The following is a 23,449-nucleotide window of genomic DNA, read 5'->3' as shown; positions in this document are numbered from 1 at the left end:
ACTCATACAATTACTCCTATTAAGTCATATTCTAAAGCATCCGTAATTTTAACCTGAATGAATGTTCCAAAATCAATATCTTGATCTGTATGAACATATACGACGCCATCAATTTCTGGAGCGTCAAAAGCAGTTCTACCTACGAGAATTTTTCCAGAGTCTGCAATTTCCTCAATGACAACTTCATATGTTCTTCCAATTTTTGAGTAAGATAACGCTTCTGAAATATACATTTGTTTTTCCATTAAAATGTTCTTTCGTTCTAACGCGATTTCCTCAGCTACTTTATTTGGTAATTTCATTGCTGGTGTATCTTCTTCATCCGAATAGACAAATGCACCTAATCTATCAAATTTCATTCTTTGAATAAAATCTAAAAGCGTTTCAAAATCCTCTTCTGTTTCGCCTGGAAAACCAATGATGACAGTTGTTCTTATTACCGCTAGAGGATCTTTTTGTCGAATCTTGGTAACAATCCCTTCAATATCACTTTGACTCGTCTTACGGTTCATGAGTTTTAGAATTTTGTCACTGGCATGTTGAATTGGAATATCAAAATAATTGACCACTTTATCATTTCTGAAAAATGCATCTAACAATCGATCATCTAGCACATCTGGATAAGAATAATGTACGCGAATCCATTTGATTTTTTCGATTTTAGATAACTCATCAAGCAGAACATCTAACTTCGTCTCACCATACAAATCCATGCCATATCGCGTAGTATCTTGCGCGATTATCATGAATTCACTAACGCCCATATCAGCTAAATCACTTGCTTCTGCAACAATATCTTCAATTTTTCTCGAGCGATACTTACCTCTCAATTTCGGAATAATGCAGTACGTACAGCGATTATCACAACCTTCTGATATCTTAAGGTATGCATAGTGGGCAGGTGTTGTTAAAATTCTCGGTAAATTTTCTGGAATTTCTAAATCTACCGACTTCATAAAGATTTTCTGATTTTGAGCTTGCTCTGAATAGAGCGTTTTGATGACTTGATCAATCTCATAAAAGTTGCTTGTTCCAATGATGGCATCAATTTCTGGAATTTCTTCTATAAGCGTTTCTGGATATCTTTGTGATAAACATCCCGTTACAATGAGTTTTTCACAATTTCCATCTTCTTTTTGCTTGGCTAAATCCAGTATCATTTGAATAGATTCTTCTCTTGCGTCATGAATAAACGAACACGTGTTTAAAACAATAATTTCTGCTTCAGATAATTCATCGCAAAGATGATACTGTTCGTCATCCAATATTCCCAACATGATTTCACTATCCGTCAGGTTTTTAGAGCACCCTAGTGTCTCTATATATACTTTTTTCATCTTACCTCACCATTTCTAAAACTCATTTATACCTCGTCTTGATACTCATCTTCACTGTTAAAAGATGTGTCATAGTGATCATAATCTGTCGATTCTATCTGTGTATCATCCAAATCATTAGAAGCGACTAATGATTTATATTCGTCAGACGATATCAACACTTCTCGCGGTTTGCTGCCACGATTTGGTCCAATAATCCCTCTTTCTTCCATAGAATCTATCAATCGCGCTGCTCGATTATACCCTACGCGAAATCTACGTTGCATCAAAGAGGCTGATGCTTGTCCTGTGTCAATTACAAATGCAATAGCATCTTCTAAATATTCATCCACATCATCACTGTTCATATTGACACTCTGAACATCATCTAAAATTTCTTCATTATATGTCACTTCGTGATTTTGATTCTTAATGTAGTTTACTAGAGCTTCAACTTCTTCATCCGACATGAATGCACCTTGAGCACGTTTTGGTTTAGAAGCACCCACCGGATAATAAAGCATATCGCCTCTTCCCAATAGCTTTTCAGCGCCGCCCATGTCGATGATGGTACGCGAATCAATTGAAGATGACACAGAAAATGCAATTCGTGAAGGAATATTCGCTTTAATTAATCCCGTAATAACGTCTACTGATGGTCTTTGTGTTGCAACAATCAAATGGATTCCTGCAGCACGTGCCATTTGAGCTAAACGACAAATCGCATCTTCTACAACATTTGGTGCAACCATCATCAAATCTGCTAGTTCATCGATGATGACCACGATTTGTGGTAAAATTTCTAATCCAGCAAGCTCTGCTTTTTTATTATAACTCTTCATGTCTCTTACAACTTGTTCGGCAAATAATTTGTAACGTCTTGTCATTTCATTCACTGCCCAGTTCAGAGCAATAGATGCTTTCTTAGCATCCGTAACAACAGGCAAAATCAAATGCGGAATACCATTGTAGTTACTTAATTCAACAACCTTTGGATCTATCATTAAAAATTTAACTTCATCTGGTTTCGCATTAAATAAAATACTTGAGATAATGGTATTTACACAGACAGATTTACCTGAACCAGTAGCACCTGCAATAAGTAAATGCGGCATATTTGCCAAGTCGCCAATAATTGGATTCCCGGAAATATCCTTACCTAGACCTATTGTCAGTTTTGATTTTTGCTTTTTAAAATCAGGTGAAGAAATAACTTCTCTAATCGTTACCATTGAAGTTGTTTTATTTGGAACCTCTATTCCAATTGCTGCCTTTCCGGGAATTGGTGCAATTCTTACCTGAGTGGTTGCTAAATTGAGAGAAATATCTTCACTCAATCCGACAATTTTACTTACTTTAACCCCTGGACTAGGTTGAACTTCAAACATCGTGATTGAAGGGCCTCTTTTAACAGATACAACTTTAGCATCCACATTAAAATTATTCAATGTTTCTTCTAACAATTTTGCCATTTCGATATACTCTGATTTATCTTCAACCACTTGAGCAGATTGATCTTCGTTTAATAATTCGATTGGCGGTAATCGATAATCTTCAATAACTTTAGTCGTACCGATTCGAATTTCATCATTCACGTGCTGACGCGTCTGAGCGTCAATATCTGACGCTTTAATTTTATCTGGCTGAGAGGGAACAACTGCTGCATGATCGTGAAAATCAATTGAAGCAGAACTTTCTTTTGAAGGTTCGCTCTCGTTTATACTCTTAGGTGCTTTGCTAATTGCAATTTTTTCAATAGAATTCTTTGTTTTCACAACCTTATTCTTGCCGTCATCTCGCTCGCTAACTGATTTCGTTTTTCCTTCGTTTACGAGTTCGATATTCATCTCATACTCGTGAACATCGTCAGATTGTACCGTAATAGACTCTTGACATTCTTGAGAAATCTCAGCACTTTGGATGTTAAGGTTTGAAATATCAGAAGTTGATTTATCCACATCATCCATTTCATAATAATCAGAATCAAACACCTTTAAATCTTTCTTTTTAGAGGCTCTTCTCATCAAATCAAACTCATCTAATAATCCCATTTCAGAAGAATCAAATGTATCTTTAGGCTTGTTCAGTTGAATTTTTTTAGTCTGATTTTGAAGCTTATTTTGAATGATTTCGGCTTCAATTTCTGATTCAATTGCGCGCTCCTGCTGTCTGATCGCTCTTCTTTCTTCCGAGTGTTTTTTCTTATAATCCCAAAGATCTTGAATCGAAATTTTAGTAAAGATTATAAATCCGGCAATAAACGTGACAATAATCAGTATATAAGTTCCAATTATGCCAATTAGCTTAACAGAAGATATCGTTATAATATCTCCAAAGACGCCACCACCAAGCAAAGACTTTCCTGATTCATACGATAATTGAATCTGTTTTATGCTCAAATAATGATCTCGAAGGGCTAATTTTTGTCGCTCTATGCCATCATAGGCAATCAAGGTAGAAAGACACAATGCCCCTATTAATATAAATACTAATGCAATCGCGATTCTTCCCTTGGCTGGTTTAAAATTGGGATTCAAATATACAAAAAATAAGACAAATGCCAACACTGGTATCAAATAGCCAACATATGAAAAGGTTCCGAGAAAGACATTTGAAATAAAGTGTCCTACATTCCCAACCGCTTTTGTATATAGGCTCAGCATAATAAACACAGTTATTGCAATCAAGGCGATTAACTTAAGCTCATATTTAATTTTATAATTCCGTTCAACATCTTGACGATTAACTGTTCTGTTGTTAGACGTCTTACTTGTTCCTTTGCCTTTTGGAGATGACGACTTTTTCACAGCAGGTGTCGATTTTGTAGTTGAACGCGTATTTTTTTTGCTTGTACTTGACTTCGCCAAATTTCACCTCTTATACACCTGTTGAACCAAACCCACCTATACCACGATCTGTTTCTTCAACGGAATCTACGGTCTCCCAGTCAATTCTTTCATATCTTGAGATAATCAACTGAGCGATTCTATCACCTTTGTTTATTTCAAATGCCTCATCACTTAAATTAATGACAGGAATTTTAAGTTCTCCTCTATAATCACTATCAATAGTTCCAACACAATTTACAAGTGTAATACCATTTTTAATTGAAAGTCCACTTCTCGCTCGAACTTGTCCTTCATAACCCAACGGGATTTCTACAAAAAGGCCAGTTGGAACGAGCGTTCTTTCCATCGGTCTTATTACAATAGGTGTATCGTTATTAGCGAGTAAATCCATACCAGAAGCGCCAAGTGTCTTATACTCTGGAAGTGGATTGGATGATTGATTTACGATTTTTATTTTCATATATTCCCCTTCGATGTTTAATTTTAGCGTATACTTATTATTTTTTTAATTGATCGCAAAATTGATGGTATATTTCTTGTGTTTCTTTTAGATCAATATCGCCTACTATCGCCATTGCAACCTGATTTGGACTAAAACATGCATCGATCAATTGAGTCACACCTTCGAGCTGAATATTGTTGATTTTATCAAGCATATCATCGACATTTTTTTCTCGATGTGCAAAGAGTTCAATTCGTCCAATCATGTCCATAAAATTGTCACTGCCTTCGAGATTTAAGAAAAAACTGCCTCTTAGATGATTTTTAGCATGATCAAGTGCTTCCTGAGTAATGAGGTGTTCGCGCATTAAGTTAATTTCATCCGTAACCAAACTCAATGTTTCTTCCAAATTTTCTCTAGAAACGCCAAACGATATACATAAAGTTCCAAGTGCATCGTAAAAATTAGGTTCTGAAAATACAGAATATACCAATCCTCGATCTTCTCGAATGCTTTGAAATAACCTTGAACTATTGGTACCACCTAAGATATTGCTCATCACCATCATCTCATAACTTAGCTCATGGTCAAAACGAATCCCCGGAAAACTAATAGCCACTTGTATTTGCTCAAAATCTTTTTTTCGAGAATCGAATCCCCAATTACAAACCGGTGGCGTAATCGCCAAACACTCAACTTTTTCACCTTGTCTGATGTCTTGAAAATAATGAGAAACACGATCGATGAGTACCGCTTCATCAAAATCACCAGCAATTGATAACACCATATTTTCCGCACAATAGTAGGTATCAAAATAAGAAAGAATTTTGTCGCGAGTAATACTTGTAACGGAATCTTTTGTGCCTAAAATTGGGAGTGCTAATGGATGTCCTTTAAAAGTAATTTCGTTCAAAACGTCAATCACCATTTCCTCAGCAGAATCCTCATACATGATAATTTCATCAAGTATAACAGTCTTCTCAACTTCAATATGCTCGTCTAAAAAAGTAGGACATTTGACCATATCAGATAAAATATCTAGAGCGACATCAAAATCTAAACTGAGTGTTTTGGTATAAAAGCACGTACATTCTTTCGCGGTATATGCATTGATCTCACCACCGATTCCATCTATGACACTGGCGATTTCCTTCGCAGTACGTCGGAGAGTTCCTTTAAAGAGCATGTGTTCAATAAAATGAGAAATTCCGTTATTCTCGTGTGTTTCATAAGCAGATCCGGTCTTAACCCAAATACCGATCGAAACAGATTTATAACCTTCCAACTTTTGATATACGACTGTTAATCCATTTTTCAACTGCATTTTTTTATGCAAACTTTCACCTCTATGTTAATGACAAGACACATCAAACCCCAGGCAATTAGCGATAAGCAAAAAACCTAGGGTTATCCATGTATTTATTCATTCATCTATTTGTTCTCTTCCATCATCACTTTTCTTGAAACGTTGATTCTTCCTTGATCATCAATTTCAATAATCTTAACAGTGATTTCATCGCCTATATTGACAACATCTTCAACTTTGGCAATTCTCTTCGCATCTAATTGAGAAATATGGCAAAGACCTTCTTTTCCATGTCCCAATTCAACAAACGCACCAAATTTGAGAATACGCGTTACTTTACCCGTATAAACTTGACCTACTTCAGGAACTTTTACAATTCCTTGAATTTCAGCAAGGGCTTTTTCACCGCCAATGCCATCATTCGCAGTAATTAATACCGATCCATCGTCAGAAATATCAATCTTAACGTTGTATGCAGCAGTAATTCTTGTGATGACTTTTCCACCTGGTCCAATGACGTCTCTGATTTTATCAGGATTGATCTTAATTTGGAACACTCTTGGTGCATATGGTGACATTTCAGCTCTTGGAGCGCTGATGACTTCATTCATTTTACCTAAAATGTGTAATCTGCCTATTTTAGCTTGCTCTAAAGCTCTTTCTAATAGTGCTTTATCAAGTCCATCTACTTTAATATCCATTTGAAGTGCCGTGATACCGTCTTTTGTACCAGCAACTTTAAAGTCCATATCTCCTAAAGCATCTTCCATACCTTGAATATCACTTAAGATTTCAATTTTGCCATCTTCTTGGATAAGTCCCATCGCAATACCTGCAACTGAATCTTTGATTGGTACACCTGCATCTAAAAGACTCAATGTGCTACCGCAAATACTCGCTTGTGAACTTGATCCATTACAAGTCACAACTTCTGAAACCAAACGGATTGTATATGGAAACTCAGTTTCTGATGGAATAACCGGAACAAGGGCACGTTCACCTAAAGCACCGTGACCAACTGCACGTCTATTCACTCTACTCATCCCAACTTCGCCAACAGAAAATGGTGGGAAGTTATAATGATGCATATATCGTTTTGTATCTTCTAAATCTAAGCCATCGATTCTTTGTGACTCACCGAGCGCACCTAAAGTCGTAATCGTCAAAGCTTGAGTTAATCCTCTTGTAAATAACCCTGAACCATGCGTTCTAGGCAATAAACTAACTTCACAAGAAATCGGACGGATTTCTGTTGCAGTACGTCCATCAGGTCGAACGCCTTCATGAATAATCATTTGTCTCATCATTGTACGTTCAATCGATTTAAACTGACCTTTTAAATAATCTGCACTATTTGGATATTCAACTAAGAAATGTTCCATCATCTCAGTTTCAAGATCTTCAAGAGCTTCATTTCTTTCGTGTTTTCCTGTGATGCGTACGATTTGATTCATTTTATCTGATAAGAAATTTTTAATTGCTGCATCAAATGCTGCATCCACTTCTGGTAAAATGATTTCAAATTTTTGTTTGCCAATTTCAGCTGAAATCGAGTTGATAAATGCACAGATTTCTTTAATTGCATCATGTCCAAACATAATAGCGCCAAGAACTACATCTTCTGGAAGAATATCGGCTCCAGCTTCAACCATAACGACAGCTTCATCAGTACCTGCTACAACTAAATTCAATTTTGATAGCTCTTTTTCAGCAACCGTTGGATTTAAGATATATTTTCCATCAATATATCCAACTGTTACAGCGCCAGCTGGGCCGTTAAAAGGAATATCCGAAATTCCAAGTGCTATTGAAGCACCATTCATTGCAACTGTATCAGGTGTACAATCTTGATCCACTGACAAAACAGTTGCTACAACTTGAACTTCGTTTTTCATTCCGTCTGGGAAAAGTGGACGAATTGGTCTATCAATTAAACGAGATGTTAATATTGCTCTTTCAGAAGGTCTACCTTCTCTTTTGATAAATCCACCTGGAATTTTACCAACTGAGTATAATTTTTCTTCAAATTCAACTGTTAATGGGAAAAAATCAATACCTGGTTTTGGTTTTCTAGTTGCTACTGCCGTTACTAATACGACAGTTTCTCCATAAGAAATCACAGCAGAACCATTTGCAAGATTAGCTAACTTACCTACTTCTACTTTGAACGGTCTACCTGCTATTGTCGTTTCAAATACTTTTACTTCTTTTAATGTGTCGCCACCCAATAATTGGCAACCAGATTGTTGACTCATAAGGCCTCCTATTTTTATCAATACGCCTTAGGGAATTTATCCTACTTATTTCAAGTCAGCATCAAGTTCATCAACTTAAAACACACTCACTTCAAATAAGTAGGATATTAAGATAAATTCCGCAAAAGTGCAATTGTTTAATCCCTTTTATTATACTAAATTTACGCTTGAATATAAAGACTATTTTACCATCGTCTTGCGTTTATTAAAGGATTCTGTGTTTTTTTATTATGAAATCATTCTTAATAGACGTTTAATGAAAAAAAAGCTCCAAAGACGAATCTTTGAAGCTTTCATTATCGTGATATTATTTTCTTAATCCTAACTCAGCAACTAATGCTCTGTATTTCTCAAGGTTATTATCTCTTAAGTAGTTAAGTAAGTTTCTTCTTTTACCAACCATTTTTAAAAGACCTCTTCTTGAGTGGTGATCTTTTTTGTGAGCTAATAAGTGCTCGTTCAATTCGTTGATTCTGAATGTTAATAATGCGATTTGAACTTCTGGAGAACCAGTATCCGTTGGATGTGTTTTAAATTTCTCGATAACTTCCGTTTTTCTTTCTTTACTAATCATGTGTTTCCTCCTAAAATTTAATTATATACGCCATATGCCTAGTAAATCGTTGGAGACTCGATAGACAAAGCAATGGTAAGCAATACGAGAATTATACCATCAAAAGTATGCATTGTAAAGTAAAATCAAAGTTTAAAATACAGTTTCGTTAGTTCTAAATCGTGGTTCATTTGTTCGACGAGTGCATCAAGATTCTCAAACTTAATTTCATCGCGAATTCTTTTGATAAAATGAACTTCAATCACTTCTCCATAAAGTTCTTGATGAACACCCAATATATGAGTTTCCAAATGAATCCCTGTATTTTCAAATGAAGGATTAAACCCAACATTCGTCACACTTGGATATACGACACCTTTAAGAACAGTTTCAGTGATATACACTCCCGGTTTAATCGTACTAATGTGCTCTTTAATCCTCAAATTTGCAGTAGCAAATCCCAGCTGATGACCAAGTCCTTTCCCTTTTACGACGAAGCCTTTCACAAAATGATGTCGACCAAGATAGAAATTTGCCTCTTCAATTTTACCTTCTAACAATAAACTTCGAATGAGCGAAGAAGAAACTCTGACTTCATTTTTCATGATTGGCGGAATAATTTCACATGTATATCCATAAACTTCAGACAAAGCTTGAAGTAAAGCGACATTTCCTGTCGCATTTTTTCCAAATCTATAGTCATACCCAACTGTTAAATGCTTCATATTCAAACGTTCAATTAAAACTTCTTTAACAAATACTTCCGGTTCAAATTGAATCTGTGTTTCATCAAACTTAACCATGGCCAGATAATCAATACTTAGCTTTGTAAAAATCTGTACTTTTTCGTCGATATCCATGATTTTGGGTGGTACTTGATCAGGAGTTAAAAACTCTTTTGGATGATTTGAAAAGGTATATACAAATGTCTTTAGCCCCTTCTCCTCAGCTGCTTTTTTAGTATAATTCAGAACTTCAACATGACCAATGTGAAGACCATCAAAAGTTCCAAGCGCTACTGCTGTTGGTTCAATTGAGCAATCAATTTCATCTAAATCAAAAAAAATCTTCATAATATTTACCACTAATCTTTCATGATTTTTCTCATCAAAAACCCTTCTGGACACATTTCTGCAATTCCCCAAAATAGATTATTAATATACATTCGATAAAAACCTTCCGAATACTCATGTTTTTTTACAAACCGTCTCAAATCGACTTTAACGCCATTTTCAATGAGCTTTTCCATTTTTTCATCCACTTGTATGACAACAGACTCCATGAAATCCAAAGCGCTTTCTGTAGAAATGAGATGCTGATGAATGTTATCAAGCGAAATCTCCTCAATAGTTACTGCTTGTTCAATTGAAAAAGGTTCAGAACTCAACCTTACAAGCGATGTCATATGCGCAAAGCATCCAAGTTTCAATCCAATATCGTGACATAAAGTTCTTATATAAGTTCCTTTAGAACATGTCACATCAAATGAAATTGTATGATGTCTGATATCTATATTGTCGATTGAATATATGGTTCTTACCCTTGATTCTCGCTCAATTTCAATTCCTTGTCGTGCAAGATCAACGAGTTTTTCGCCATTAATTTTTAAGGCACTATACATCGGTGGTATTTGATCAATATCTCCAATAAAACTTTGAATGATTCTCATGATTTCGATGTCAGAAATATCAAGGCACTCTTTTGTTTCAACGACACTCCCCCAGCAATCCTGTGTATCTGTGGCACTTCCAAGTTTCATTTCACAGCGATAAGTTTTTTTACACCCCATTAGAAAATCTACAATTTTAGTCGATTTTCCAATACATATTGGGAGTACGCCTGTCGCCATTGGATCTAAAGTACCTGTATGACCAATTTTTCGCGTCCGCAATTTTTTTCGTAGAATTGCAACCACATCATGCGATGTCATATGTTGTGGTTTATGAATCACAATCACTCCATTAATCTCTGGAACGACATTCAATTCGGACGCTTGGTTAAAAAAATATTCAACTTCTCCGATTAGCTGAGCTTCAATTTCATCTATAGACAGAGTCGTTTTAAAACCAGCTGCCTTCGTATGTCCGCCGCCATTAAACTTTTGAGCAATCACACTGACATCTGCATTATGCTTCGCACGCATTGAAACCTTGTGCGCGCCTCCACCGATATATCTTATAAAAGCAACGATTTCAATTCCCTTAATGTCGCGTACAAATTCAACGATTCCATCGGTATCATATTCAGAGAGATTCAGATTTTCAATTAATTCTTGCGACATCTTCACAACACCGAATTTGCCATTAGCGTGAATCTTTAAAGTATCAAAAACTTTATTTAATAATAACAATTTCTCATACGTCTTATTTTGAAATATTTCAACGTTAAGACGATTGAAATCAAAACCAGTTTCTTGTAATGTTTTACAAATACTAAAGGTCAAAGGTCTAGTATTTGAATATCTAAAGCTTCCTGTATCGGTTACAATGGCTGCATATAATGCTTCACCTATCTTGCTATTAATAGGTGCACGAAGATTATCGAAGATGGTATAAACAAGTTCTCCTGTCGATGATGCCTGTGCATCTACTATATTCAGATCTCCATAAAATGAATTTGTTTTATGATGATCGATATTTATACGATATTTGGCTCGATTATAAAGATCAAATCGATCTTCAAAAAGCTTTACTTCACCGCAATCAACGGCAATCGCAACATCAAATGTAACATTTTGAACTTCTTCCTTTTTATAGCATTTAACCGATTCAAATAGGAATAATAAATTTGAAGGTATAACGTCATCTAAGACGATATACCCCTTTTTTTGATAATATTTAGTTAAATGATACACAGCCAAACACGACCCTAATGTGTCGCCATCTGGCATATTATGAGGAATAATTAAAATGTTCTCATTTGAAACATCCGACAGTATATCTTTAAGTTGTTTCAGAGATTCCATAATATTGCCTCTCATTACTTTTCATTTTTTATCACAGTTACAGATAGACACGATCTTTCATTAGACTATTCATCTTCAGACTCATCATTGCTATCGAAATCCTGATCTTCATCGTCTAAATTCTTATCTTCATCATCATGTTCAGAAGAAGGCTCATCGACTTCATCATGTTTAATGTCAAGTGTACTGAGGATTTCGTTAATATGCATCCCGTGCTCAATTGAATGATCCGGTTTAAAAATAGGTTCTGGTGTATAATGCAACTTGAGTTTTTTTCCAATTTCTTTACGAACAAATCCCTTTGCACTATTTAAACCTTCAATATGTGTTTCTACATTGTGTTTTGGATCAAATACACTAATGTAAATTGTTGCATATCTCAAATCATTTGTCACTTCAACATGTGTGACTGATGATAAATTTGAAACTCTTGGATCTTTAATTTCAAATAGCATAAGATGGCTAACAATCTTTTTAATCTCTTCTGAGATTTTTCTATTTCTCGCTGCTGACATAACTGCACCACCTTTCTTTATAAGTGAATAGCGCTAAACATAATATTTAGCGCCCACTTGTTTATTTAACCATGTTACTATTCCACTAGTTATTACGCTTAGCGTTTTACTTCTTCCATGAAGAATGCTTCAATCTCATCATCTTCTTTTAAGTCGTTGAATTTCTCAACACCAAGACCACACTCGTATCCTTGAGCGACTTCTTTTACGTCGTCTTTAAATCGTTTAAGTGAATTTAATTTTCCTTCAAAGATTACGATGCCTTCTCGAATAACACGCACTTGTGCATTTCTCTGAACTTTTCCTGACGTGATATATGCACCTGCAATAACACCTGAAGGTATTTTAAAGGTTTGTCTAACTTGAGCTCTACCAAGTATAACTTCTTTATAGAGTGGATCAAGCATCCCCTTCATAGCAGTCTCAACATCATTAATTGCATTGTAAATAATTTGGTAAGTTCTGATATCAACGCCTTCTTGTTCAGCTATCATGGATACATTGGCTGACGGTCTAACATTGAATCCGATGATGATTGCACTGGATGCAGACGCAAGAATTACATCTGATTCAGAGATAGCTCCAACATCTGCTCGAATTACACTAACGCGTACTTCGTCATTGGATATTTTTTGAAGTGATTGCTTAATTGCTTCAACCGATCCATGAACATCTGCTTTAACAATGATATTAAGCTCTTTCATTGCGCCATCTTTAATTCTTGAGAAGATATCCTCAAGTGTAACACCTGGATTTTTATTAAGTGTTTTCTCACGAAGAGTTACCGCGTGTCTTTCCGCAATTGTTCTCGCCACTTTTTCATCTGGAGTTACATATATTTTTTCACCTGCTTGAGGGACTTCATTGAGTCCATCAATTTCAACAGTAGTCGATGGTCCAATTTGTTTTACTTTTTTCTCTTTATTGTTATACATCGCTTTAACTTTACCAAAAGCTGTTCCAGCAACAATTGGATCACCAACTGACATTGTACCCTTTTCAAGGATAATGCTTGCAACAGTACCTCTACCTTTAACAACTTTTGCTTCGATAACTGTACCGATTCCTGGACGATTTGGATTTGCTTTAAGCTCTAACACTTCTGATACGAGTAAAACCATCTCAAGAAGTTTATCTAAACCTTCGCCTGTTTTTGCAGATACAGGAACGGCAATTACATCGCCACCCCACTCTTCAATAATCAAACCACGATCTGATAATTCTTGTTTAACTCTATCTGGATTTGCATTTGGTTTATCCATTTTATTGATTGCAACAATAATTGGAACTTTTGCAGCTTTACTATGGTCAATAGCTTCAATCGTTTGTGGCATCACACCATCATCTGCAGCTACGACTAAGATCGCAATGTCTGTAACCTTAGCACCACGTGCTCTTAAAGAGGTAAATGCCTCATGACCAGGTGTATCTAAAAATAAGATTTTCTCACCATTATGCATAACTTCTGAAGCGCCGATATGCTGAGTGATTCCACCTGCTTCTCCACTTGCAACACCTGTATTACGAATTGCATCTAGAAGAGATGTTTTACCATGGTCAACGTGACCCATTACAGTTACTACTGGTGCTCTTTTCTTAAGATCTTTTGGATCATCTTCAAAATTCAAATCAAATGCTTGGAATTGGTTCACTTCTTGCACTTCTTCAACTTCGAGTTCGATATCATAATCAATTGCGATCATTGCTGCAGTTTCAAAGTCTAAAATTTTATTAAGTGTTGCCATATTGCCCATAGCAATTAACTTAAGAATAATATCGTTCACAGGTTTATTAATAACTTCAGCATATTCTTTCACTGTCATTTCAGCTGGAACAAATACTTTTTCTTTTGTTAAGATTTCATTGAGTTTATCTGATCTTTCCTCATCGCGTTTTTCTTTGTATTTACCACTTTTTTGTTTTACTTTCTTTCCAAAGTCAAACTCTCTTCTTGGATCTACTTCGCTCACAATAATTTCTTCTTTGAGCAATTTTTTTGCTTTCTTTGACTTAGTTTCTAAGCGGTCTGTATCAAAGGTTACAACGATTTTATCTTTTTTCTGTTTTTTCTTCTTAGGATTTTTTTCAGCTATTTCACTTGCTGGGAAAGCATTTTTTGAAGAAGAATCCGATTTTCTACTTGGACCAGAATAATCTTTGTCCTTATCTTTGTTAAATCCGCCTGAGCCAAATCCGCCACTTGGTTTATTGTAACCGCCTGCTGGCTTTGGTCTATTTGGATCATACGGTCTTTTTTCATATGGTCTATCTGACTGTGGTCTATTTGGATCATATGGTCTTTTTTCATATGGTCTATCTGACTGTGGTCTATTTGGATCATATGGTCTTTTTTCATATGGTCTATCAGGTTTTGGTCTATTTGGATCATATGGTCTTTTTTCATATGGTCTGTCTGACTGTGGTCTATTTGGATCATACGGTCTTTTTTCATATGGTCTGTCTGACTGTGGTCTATTTGGATCATATGGTCTTTTTTCATATGGTCTATCTGACTGTGGTCTATTAGGATCATACGGTCTTTTTTCATATGGTCTATCTGACTGCGGTCTATTTGGATCATAAGGTCTTTTTTCATATGGTCTATCCGATTGTTGTCGGTTTGGATCATAAGGTCTTTTTTCATATGGTCTATCTGATTGTGGTCTGTCTGATTGCGGTCTGTCTGATTGCGGTCTATCCGAAGGTCTTCTCGTATCAGTTGTTGAACCTTCTTTATTTACAATTCTTGTATCCTCAGTCTTCGACTCATAAGGTTTTTTATAATCATTTTTTTGATAATTAGGATTATAAGGTTTTCTTTCACCGCTTTGTCTGTTATCCGATCCAGCATTACGATTATCATAACTTCTATTATCGTTATTTCTGTTGTAATTCTTATTATCGTGTGAAGATCTATTCTGTGCACGTCTGTTCTCTTCTTCACGAATTTCTTTTGTACGATCATAAATGATTTTATGATGTTTCTCACCAGCAGGTTTTTCCCCAGCAGGTTTTACTTCTGACACTTCAGAAGACTTTACCTCTGCAGGTTTGTTTTCAACTTTTGGTGTTTGTGCTGAATTTTTTTCAGCAGGTTTTGTTTCAACTGTATCTGAAGCTTTCTTCATAAATCTCCCTTTGAGTTTGCTAATTTCACCTTCTTCAAGTGTGCTCATGTGATTTTTCACGTCATATCCTAAAGAATGTGCTGAATCGATCAAATCCTTTGTTGTTATGTTTAATTCTTTTGCTAATTCATGGATTCGGGTTTTTGACATTGCTTCACCTCCGGTATTTGAGCGTCAATTTTTTCAATTATTGCTCTTGAAAATTTTTTGTTTGTTACGCCGAACAATCCATAATTATCCTTGCCAATTGCGGATGACAATTCTAATTTATTTGAATAAATTCTATATGTTACACCTTCGGATTCACATAATCTCACCATTTTATTTCTTGTCGACTCGTTCATATCTTCTGCTATGATGAGTAAAGAGATTTTTTTGCTTTTTATTCCTTGTTCGCAAAGCGTTTCACCAGGTACTAAATGTCCTGCTTTCCTTGCAAATCCTATCAGTGATAAAACATTATTCATTTTTTACTAACCTTTCCTTTAACTTCTCATAAACTTCATCATCTATCTTTGTTTCTAATGCGCGATTAAAGGCATTTTTCTTGATTGCAAGTTCAAAGCATTTCACATCATTGCAGATGTAAGCCCCTCTGCCATTTGCTTTACCTGTGAAATCTACATCAACGACATTTTCGTTATTCTTTACCACCCTGATCAATTCTTTCTTTGGTTTTTGCTCACCACAGGCTATACATTTTCTCATGGGTATCTTTTTCATAACTATTCTTCATCTCCATAAACTTCGTCATACTCACCAATTTCACGTAAATATGCTTTATATTGTGTTTCGCTTTTAATATCGATTTTCCATCCAGTTAATTTTGCAGCCAATCTTGCATTTTGGCCTTCTTTACCAATGGCAAGTGATAATTGATAATCTGGTACGACAACTAATGCCGTATTATCATCTTCATCTACTTCAACTCTCATGACTTTAGATGGACTTAATGCATTGGAAATTAAAATTGCTGGATTCTCATTCCATTCAATTACATCGATTTTTTCACCTTGAAGTTCATCCACAATGTTCTGTACACGATGACCTTTTTGACCAACACATGCACCCACTGGATCTAAATCTGGATTCGGTGAATAAACTGCAATCTTAGTTCGTGATCCTGGTTCGCGCGAAATGTTTTTAATTTCAACCTCACCATCATGAATCTCAGGTACTTCAATTTCAAAAAGTCGTTTCACAAGAGCAGGATGTGTTCTTGAAACGAAAATTTGAGGACCTTTTGTCGAATTTTTAACTTCTGTAATGACTGTACGAATATGAGCACCTTGAATATAGTCTTCCGAAGCAATTTGTTCATTTGGTTGCATAGTTGCTTCAGTTCGACCTAAATTGATATATACGATGCCTTTTGAAACTCTATGAATAACGCCATTTACAATTTCTGTCTCACGTGAAGCATATTCATCATAAATAACGCCGCGTTCAGCTTCTCTGATTTTTTGTACAACAACTTGCTTAGCAGATTGTGCTGCAATTCTGCCAAAATCACGAGGGGTAACTTTTTCTCGAACGATGTCACCGCTTTCAAATTGAGGGTTAATTTTTCTTGCTTCATCAATTGAAATTTGAGTAATTTCATCAATCACTTCATCTGCTACAATTCTCACTGAGTAAACGACAATTTCTCCCGTTTCTCTGTTTAATTGAACTTCTACGTTGTGTGTTGCGCCAAAATTATTTTTATACGCTTTCACCATAGCATCTTCAATTACGTCAAATAGCATATTCAGTTCAAGACCTTTTTCTTTTTCCAATTGTTCAAGTGCAAGTAATAATTCTGTTTTCACGTTATCCCCTCCTATTCAAATTCAACGACTAATTTCGTCAAAGATACTTTGCTCTTAGGCATTTCAACTTTACCCATTTGTTCAGTTTCAACTACGATACAGTCGTTGATTAAACCTACCAATGTGCCGTTAATCACTTTTTGACCTTCATAAGGTTGAAATAATTTTAATTGAACTAAATGTCCTGCAAATTTTTCAAACTCCTTATCTTTTTTCAAAACGCGTTCAACTCCAGGTGAAGACACCTCTAAGAAATATTGTTCCTCTATTGGATCAAGCGAATCCAATTTTCCATTTAAAAATTGGCTCACTAATTGACAATCATCTAATGTTACAGGTTCTTCCTTGTCGATTATTACTCGTAAGTAACGATATGGACCTTCTTTTACAAACTCAATATCGACGATTTCCATTGCATTTGTCTGCATAAATGGCGTTAATATCTCCTCAACGACATCTACCACTCTTTTCTTTTTCATAATACACCTACCTTATCTATTTATACCAAGTGCCGATTCACTTAAAGCTCATTTTTGTGAGAAACTTATCCCACTCAATAACAAAGAGTGGGAAATCCCACTCTTGCTGTCAAACGTCTATTTACTCGTTAATTATATCATAAAAATTTCTATAGTGCAAATGAGAATAACGACAATTGGTTATCTTCAGGCATATCGTCAAAGCACCCATGAACTTTCATTGCTTCAATCACGGTCTTCGAAACCTTCGTAATAGACTGAAAATCTTCTATCGACATAAATTCTCCATGTTCGTTCCTTGCTTGTGCAATGCTTATAGCTGCTGTCGCACCAACGCCTTGTAACGCTAAAAATGGCGGTAAAATCTTACCATCTACTATTTTAAACTGCTCTGCATCAGATAACATCAGGTTTACCTTCATAAATCCAAATCCTCGACTGTACATTTCATCGACAATTTCTAAGATAGATTGTAAATCTTGTTCTTTTTTTGAAGGTTTTTCTAACCCTTCTATTTCTTTTGCTTTTGCTCGAACCGCATCAATGCCTTTACAAATCAGTTCTGCGTCAAAGTCATCTACTTTTGTGGAAAAATAAGTTGCATAAAACGCAAGTGGTTGATGGACTTTAAAATAAGCAATTCTCACAGACATCATGACATATGCAACAGCATGTGCTTTTGGAAACATGTACTGAATCGTCTGACACGAACTGATATACCAATCCGGAACATCGTGAGATTTCATAATTTCGATTTCTTTATCTGTTAACCCCTTACCTTTACGTACATTTTCCATCGTTTTAAATGCTTGAAGCGGCTCAAGTTTCATTTGCAATAGGTAGTTCATGATGTCATCACGTGTTGCAATAACTTCTTTAATCGTCACTGTATTGTTTCGAACCAAATCCTGTGCGTTGTTGACCCATACATCAGTCCCGTGTGAAAGGCCTGAAATACGGACTAAATCCGAAAATGTTTGCGGATTTGTATCCCGTAACATTTGACGGACGAATTTTGTACCAAACTCTGGAATACCCAAACTACCAATATCAAGACTATAAGAAGAATCCTTAATTCCAAGTGCCTGAGCCGATGTAAAGATGCTCATCGTCGCTGCATCATCCAGTGGAATATCAAAGACATTTAATCCTGTTAACTCTTCTAAGTACTTAATAATGGTCGGAACGTCGTGTCCAAGGATATCAAGTTTTAGCAAACGCCCACTAATAGAATGATAATCAAAGTGTGTGGTGATGACATCAGATGATGTATCATTTGCGGGATATTGAATTGGGCAAAATTCGTGAATATCACGATCTGCTGGCACAACCATAATCCCGCCTGGATGTTGTCCAGATGTCCTTTTAACACCTGTTAATCCTTGAGATAAACGTTCAATTTCATATCGATGAATGTCCAGCTCTCGTTCTTCAAAGTATTTTTTTACATACCCATATGCCGTCTTATCTGCAATCGTACCAATGGTTCCTGCTTTAAACGTCTTTCCTTTACCAAATAAAACTTCACAATACTTGTGTGCATTCGCTTGATAAATACCAGCGAAGTTCAAATCGATATCGGGCTCTTTATCGCCATCAAATCCTAAGAACGTCTCAAAAGGAATGTCAAATCCATCCTTAAAATACTTTGTTCCACAATTAGGACAGATTTTATCCGGCATATCCACCCCTGCACTATATGAGCCATCCGTGATAAACTCCGAATGTTTGCAGTTCTTACAAATATAATGAGGTGGAAGTGGATTAACCTCTGTAATATCACTCATCGTAGCTGCAAATGAAGATCCAACAGAACCTCTTGAGCCAACTAAGAATCCATCATCCAAAGATTTTTTTACCAATTTTTGCGCAATGATATACATAACTGCATATCCATTTCCTATGATTGAATTCAGTTCTCTAAGAATTCTCTTTTCCACAATTTCAGGAAGAGGATTTCCATAAATTCTTTCGGCTTTTTCCATACACATCGTTCTAAATTCATCATCTGCGCCATCGATTACAGGTGGAAACGTTCCATTTGGAACAGGTAAAACATTTTCACAACTATCTGTAATCCGTCTTGGATTGTCAATAACAACTTCTTTTGCACGCTCACTCAAGTACGAAAATTCTTCTAACATTTCGTTAGTTGTTCTGAAATACAGTGGTGCTTGATTATCCGCATCTGAAAAACCATTCCCCGCCATCAAAATTCTTCGATAAATCTCGTCCTCTGGATTTAAAAAGTGAACATCTCCAGTTGCAACGGTTAATTTACCTAGTTGATCGCCAAGTTTAAGAATTTCTCGATTGACACTTCGAATTTCTTCTATATTTTTAATTTTTCCTGAATCCAGCATAAAAGCATTATTGTCCACAGGTTGAATCTCAAGATAGTCATAAAAATCGGCTATTTCCAAGATTCTACTTTTTGGAAGGTTATTCATAAACCCTCTATAAAGTTCTCCCGCTTCACATGCACTACCAATAAGCAGTCCTTCTCTTTTACTTCTAAGAAGGCTCTTCGGAATTCTCGGACGTCTATAATACGTATTTAGATTTGAATGAGATACCAATTCATAAAGATTTTTTAGCCCTGCTTGAGTTTTCGTTAAAATAATGACATGGTAAGTTTCTAGCTGCGAATAATCATAATTTGCAACGGCATATCGATTGACCTCTCTAAGGGTAAAAACTTCTTTTTCTTTTAACAGTTCAATAAAGTGTGTAAATACACGCCCAGTCGCTTCAGCATCCGCAACCGCTCTATGATGGTCATTTAATACGATTTTCAAATGCTTTGTGATGGCTTTTAGATTGTGTTTTTTAATCGTCGTTAATAGTAAGCGGCTCAAAGCCAAAGTATCAATAATTAGATTGTTAAACGGTAACTGATATTGCTGGCAATAATACCTTAAAAATGAACAGTCAAACGTCGCGTTATGTGCCACAACTGGCGCATCGCCGACAAAAGCCATGAATTTAGGTAAAACTTCATCAAGTGAAGGCTGGTCCGCAACCATTTCATCGCTAATTCCAGTAAGCTCTGTAATGTGTGCTGGAATAGATCGTTTAGGATGAATGAGTTGACTAAACTGTTCAATAACAGCCCCTTTAGAAATTTTAACAGCACCTATTTCAATAATCGTATCTTTACTATATGAAAAACCCGTCGTTTCTATATCAAATACGACATACGTGTCATCAAGTGAATAATCCGTTGCATTTTGAATCAGATCAATTTCATCATCAATCAAATACCCTTCAAGGCCATAAATGACTTTGATTTTATCGCCTGCAGCATGAGCGGCATCCGGGAAAGCTTGTAAAACGCCATGATCCGTAATTGCAATTGCTGGATGTCCCCATTCAATAGCCGTTTGAATCACTTTTTTAACAGGTGTCATGCCGTCCATTTCGCTCATATTGGTATGCAAATGGAGCTCAACTCGTTTTTCGTCCGCCTGATCAACTCTAGGAATTTCAACTTTTCCTTCGTTAATGGCACTGAATGTCAATACTTTTTCTTTATCAAATTGATCATATCGATTGACACCTTCGACGATATACCATTTTCCTTTTTTTAAACAAGGTTCTAGCTTTTCAACTTCTTCCTTTTTTAAGAATTGCTTACATGCAATGGCATTTGATAAATCAGATAAAAACAACTTAATTAACGATTTGCCGTTCTTTAATTCTCTTGTTTCATAATTGATCAACTTACCTTCAATTGCATATGTCTCTTCTTCTGTGTTAATATCAATAATCTTAGTGAGATTTCTTCTGATTTTATTGCGGTAGATGACTTCAGGTGCATCTGATTTTACCGATTTCATCGGATCGTTACTTTTACCTGATCCGTTTCGATAAAAAGATTTTTCGCCATCGGGCTTAGCAGATTGCGTCTTAGCGCTCGCTGCTTGACGGATTGCCTCTTCACTAAATCCGTTGGTAGAAGCTGCAACAATGGATTCAATAGCTTGACTTTGTTCTTTTTCAAACTCTTCAAGACCTTCAATCTCGTCTTTTATCGCCTCAGTTGTAATTTGATACGTACAGTTTAAATTCTGATGGCAAATTTTTTCAATCATTTCATCCGTTTTAAATCGGAAAAATGTATTTTCAAGTCCTTTGTCATCAAAAACAATATGGATTTTACCATGGTTAAATTGAATCTCTGAACGTCTTAAAATACTCGCAACAGCTGGATTGTTACGCTTGACAACACCTAAAATCTTAGGCCAATTCTCCTGAATAAGATGCTTGTTCATCTCTTCATTGTCGATATTTGCTGTGGTATTTATTTTAGCTTTATCTGGTTGATCTTCCAAATTAGCGTCAGATTCAATCAACTTACTTTCAGTTTCACTCAACTTACTTTCAGTTTCACTCAACTTACTTTCAGTTTCACTCAACTTACTTTCAGATTCAATCAATTGGAGATCAGACTCGATCAACCTGCTTTCTGATTCAATCAACTGGCACTCAGACTCCGCATTTTCTTGAACAGGTGCGCTCGAAATAGACGCCACTTTCTCAAATAAACGATTCTCCTCAACTTGTATATCAAACGTTGCAATAAAGCTCAACTTTTGTTTTAAAGTATGATGCAAATGGTCGATTCGATCTTTAGGAATCTCACTTAAAGAAGCCAAAAGAATATTGAGAACATCCGCTTCTTTCACATATTCAATTTTCTTTATTTCAACATCATCAATTTTGAGGATGTCATTAATCAATTGATTAAAAGGTTTATTTTCCACTTAATCACCTTTCTTACTCCATTTTTTCAATTTCATCAAGGACAGCTTGAACAACTTCGTCTTGTTTTATCTTCTTGATAATTTCACCTTTTTTAAACAAAAGAAATTCATTTTTCCCACCAGCAATGCCTAAATCCGCTTCTTTTGCTTCACCAGGACCATTTACCGCACATCCCATGACAGCTAGTGTCAGGTTTTTGGGAATATTTTTTGTTTTTTCTTCAAGTATTTTAGCGATTTGTACCAAATCCACTTCTGTTCGACCACACGTCGGACATGAAATGAGTTTGATGCCAAAATGACGTAATTCCATTACTTCAAGAATTTTTCTTGCTGCTTCAATTTCTTTAATCGGATCATCTGTCAAGGATACACGTATTGTACTTCCAATTCCATCATAAAGTAAAATTCCTAGACCAATTGCAGATTTTATCGTTCCGGTATACAGCGTTCCAGCTTCGGTAATCCCAAGATGCAACGGATAATCTACTTGCTGACTCAACAAACGGTAGGACTCTACGGTGAGTCGTATATCAGAAGCTTTCAGTGAAATGATGATATCTGAAAAATTTAATTGATCTAAAATCGAAGCATGCATCAACGCACTCTCAACAAGAGCTTGTGACGTCACGCCCCCATGTTTAAGGTACATCTCTTTATCTAATGAACCGCCATTCACGCCTATTCGTATTGGAATACCACGATCCTTTGCAATCTCAACTACCTGTTTAACACGTTCTTGATTGCCAATATTACCAGGATTCAATCGAATCTTATCAACACCATTCTTCATCGATTCGATGGCTAGACGATAGTCAAAGTGTATATCAGCAACTAATGGGATGTGAATCTGTGATTTAATCGCTTTAATCGCCTCTGCAGCTTCCATTGTTGGAACCGCTACACGGACGATTTCACACCCTGCAGCCTCAAGATCCAGTATTTGTTTCACAGTCGCTTCAACATTTTCAGTTTTCGTATTACACATAGACTGAATCGCAATCGGGAATCCACCGCCTATATATGTGTTGCCAATTTTTACTACTTTTTCTCTCATAAAAGAC

The 23,449-nt window shown here is 35.9% G+C and carries 16 protein-coding genes; all 16 read right to left on the bottom strand.

The window, feature by feature from the left end; genetic code table 11:
- Positions 1-2 precede the first annotated feature (2 nt).
- The 16 genes from rimO to ispG all read right to left on the bottom strand — a co-directional run bounded on the left by rimO (position 3) and on the right by ispG (position 23,442).
- A complete protein-coding gene (gene rimO, locus ACZ41W_RS02930) occupies positions 3-1,337 on the bottom strand; it encodes a 30S ribosomal protein S12 methylthiotransferase RimO (protein ID WP_464313387.1) in 1,335 nt (444 codons plus the stop codon).
- A gap of 26 nt (positions 1,338-1,363) precedes the next feature.
- Positions 1,364-4,183: an FtsK/SpoIIIE family DNA translocase gene (locus ACZ41W_RS02925; protein ID WP_464313386.1), complete on the bottom strand. Its 2,820-nt coding sequence runs from the start codon at positions 4,181-4,183 to the stop codon at positions 1,364-1,366.
- 10 nt (positions 4,184-4,193) lie between these two features.
- Positions 4,194-4,625, bottom strand: coding sequence for a dUTP diphosphatase (gene dut / locus ACZ41W_RS02920; protein ID WP_464313385.1), 432 nt, complete (start codon positions 4,623-4,625; stop codon positions 4,194-4,196).
- Between the two features lie 37 nt (positions 4,626-4,662).
- Positions 4,663-5,943, bottom strand: a complete 1,281-nt coding sequence (locus ACZ41W_RS02915; RefSeq protein WP_464313384.1) for a M16 family metallopeptidase — start codon at positions 5,941-5,943, stop codon at positions 4,663-4,665.
- A gap of 95 nt (positions 5,944-6,038) precedes the next feature.
- Positions 6,039-8,168 (bottom strand): polyribonucleotide nucleotidyltransferase, encoded by a 2,130-nt coding sequence (locus ACZ41W_RS02910; RefSeq protein WP_464313383.1) that lies wholly within the window; start codon positions 8,166-8,168, stop codon positions 6,039-6,041.
- 307 nt (positions 8,169-8,475) lie between these two features.
- Positions 8,476-8,742 (bottom strand): 30S ribosomal protein S15, encoded by a 267-nt coding sequence (gene rpsO / locus ACZ41W_RS02905; protein WP_464313382.1) that lies wholly within the window; start codon positions 8,740-8,742, stop codon positions 8,476-8,478.
- 125 nt (positions 8,743-8,867) lie between these two features.
- Entirely contained in the window at positions 8,868-9,794 is a 927-nt protein-coding gene (locus ACZ41W_RS02900) for a bifunctional riboflavin kinase/FAD synthetase (protein WP_464313381.1), read from the bottom strand.
- 11 nt (positions 9,795-9,805) lie between these two features.
- A complete protein-coding gene (truB, locus tag ACZ41W_RS02895) occupies positions 9,806-11,686 on the bottom strand; it encodes a tRNA pseudouridine(55) synthase TruB (protein WP_464313380.1) in 1,881 nt (626 codons plus the stop codon).
- A 65-nt stretch (positions 11,687-11,751) separates the two neighbouring features.
- Positions 11,752-12,201, bottom strand: a complete 450-nt coding sequence (gene rbfA / locus ACZ41W_RS02890; protein WP_464313379.1) for a 30S ribosome-binding factor RbfA — start codon at positions 12,199-12,201, stop codon at positions 11,752-11,754.
- 98 nt (positions 12,202-12,299) lie between these two features.
- The gene (gene infB, locus ACZ41W_RS02885; protein ID WP_464313378.1) at positions 12,300-15,479 is read right to left on the bottom strand and encodes a translation initiation factor IF-2; all 3,180 of its coding nucleotides are present in this window, start codon (positions 15,477-15,479) and stop codon (positions 12,300-12,302) included.
- Entirely contained in the window at positions 15,452-15,796 is a 345-nt protein-coding gene (locus ACZ41W_RS02880; protein ID WP_464313377.1) for a L7Ae/L30e/S12e/Gadd45 family ribosomal protein, read from the bottom strand. Before ACZ41W_RS02880 ends, infB begins: the two co-directional genes overlap by 28 nt.
- The gene (gene rnpM, locus ACZ41W_RS02875) at positions 15,789-16,058 is read right to left on the bottom strand and encodes an RNase P modulator RnpM (RefSeq protein ID WP_464314264.1); all 270 of its coding nucleotides are present in this window, start codon (positions 16,056-16,058) and stop codon (positions 15,789-15,791) included. The genes ACZ41W_RS02880 and rnpM overlap by 8 nt, the downstream gene beginning before the upstream one ends.
- A complete protein-coding gene (gene nusA / locus ACZ41W_RS02870; protein ID WP_464313376.1) occupies positions 16,055-17,140 on the bottom strand; it encodes a transcription termination factor NusA in 1,086 nt (361 codons plus the stop codon). The genes rnpM and nusA overlap by 4 nt, the downstream gene beginning before the upstream one ends.
- A gap of 11 nt (positions 17,141-17,151) precedes the next feature.
- Positions 17,152-17,619 carry a ribosome maturation factor RimP gene (locus tag ACZ41W_RS02865; protein WP_464313375.1) on the bottom strand — a complete coding sequence of 156 codons (468 nt, stop codon included), beginning with the start codon at positions 17,617-17,619 and terminating at the stop codon, positions 17,152-17,154.
- A 149-nt stretch (positions 17,620-17,768) separates the two neighbouring features.
- Complete coding sequence (locus ACZ41W_RS02860; protein ID WP_464313374.1) at positions 17,769-22,385, bottom strand: PolC-type DNA polymerase III; 4,617 nt, start codon at positions 22,383-22,385, stop codon at positions 17,769-17,771.
- 13 nt (positions 22,386-22,398) lie between these two features.
- The gene (ispG, locus tag ACZ41W_RS02855) at positions 22,399-23,442 is read right to left on the bottom strand and encodes a flavodoxin-dependent (E)-4-hydroxy-3-methylbut-2-enyl-diphosphate synthase (protein WP_464313373.1); all 1,044 of its coding nucleotides are present in this window, start codon (positions 23,440-23,442) and stop codon (positions 22,399-22,401) included.
- Positions 23,443-23,449 lie beyond the last annotated feature (7 nt).

It is taken from the genome of Fusibacter fontis (assembly GCF_055378735.1).
The sequence above is the reverse complement of the archived record's forward strand: the minus strand, read 5'-3'. Positions and strand labels throughout refer to the sequence as shown.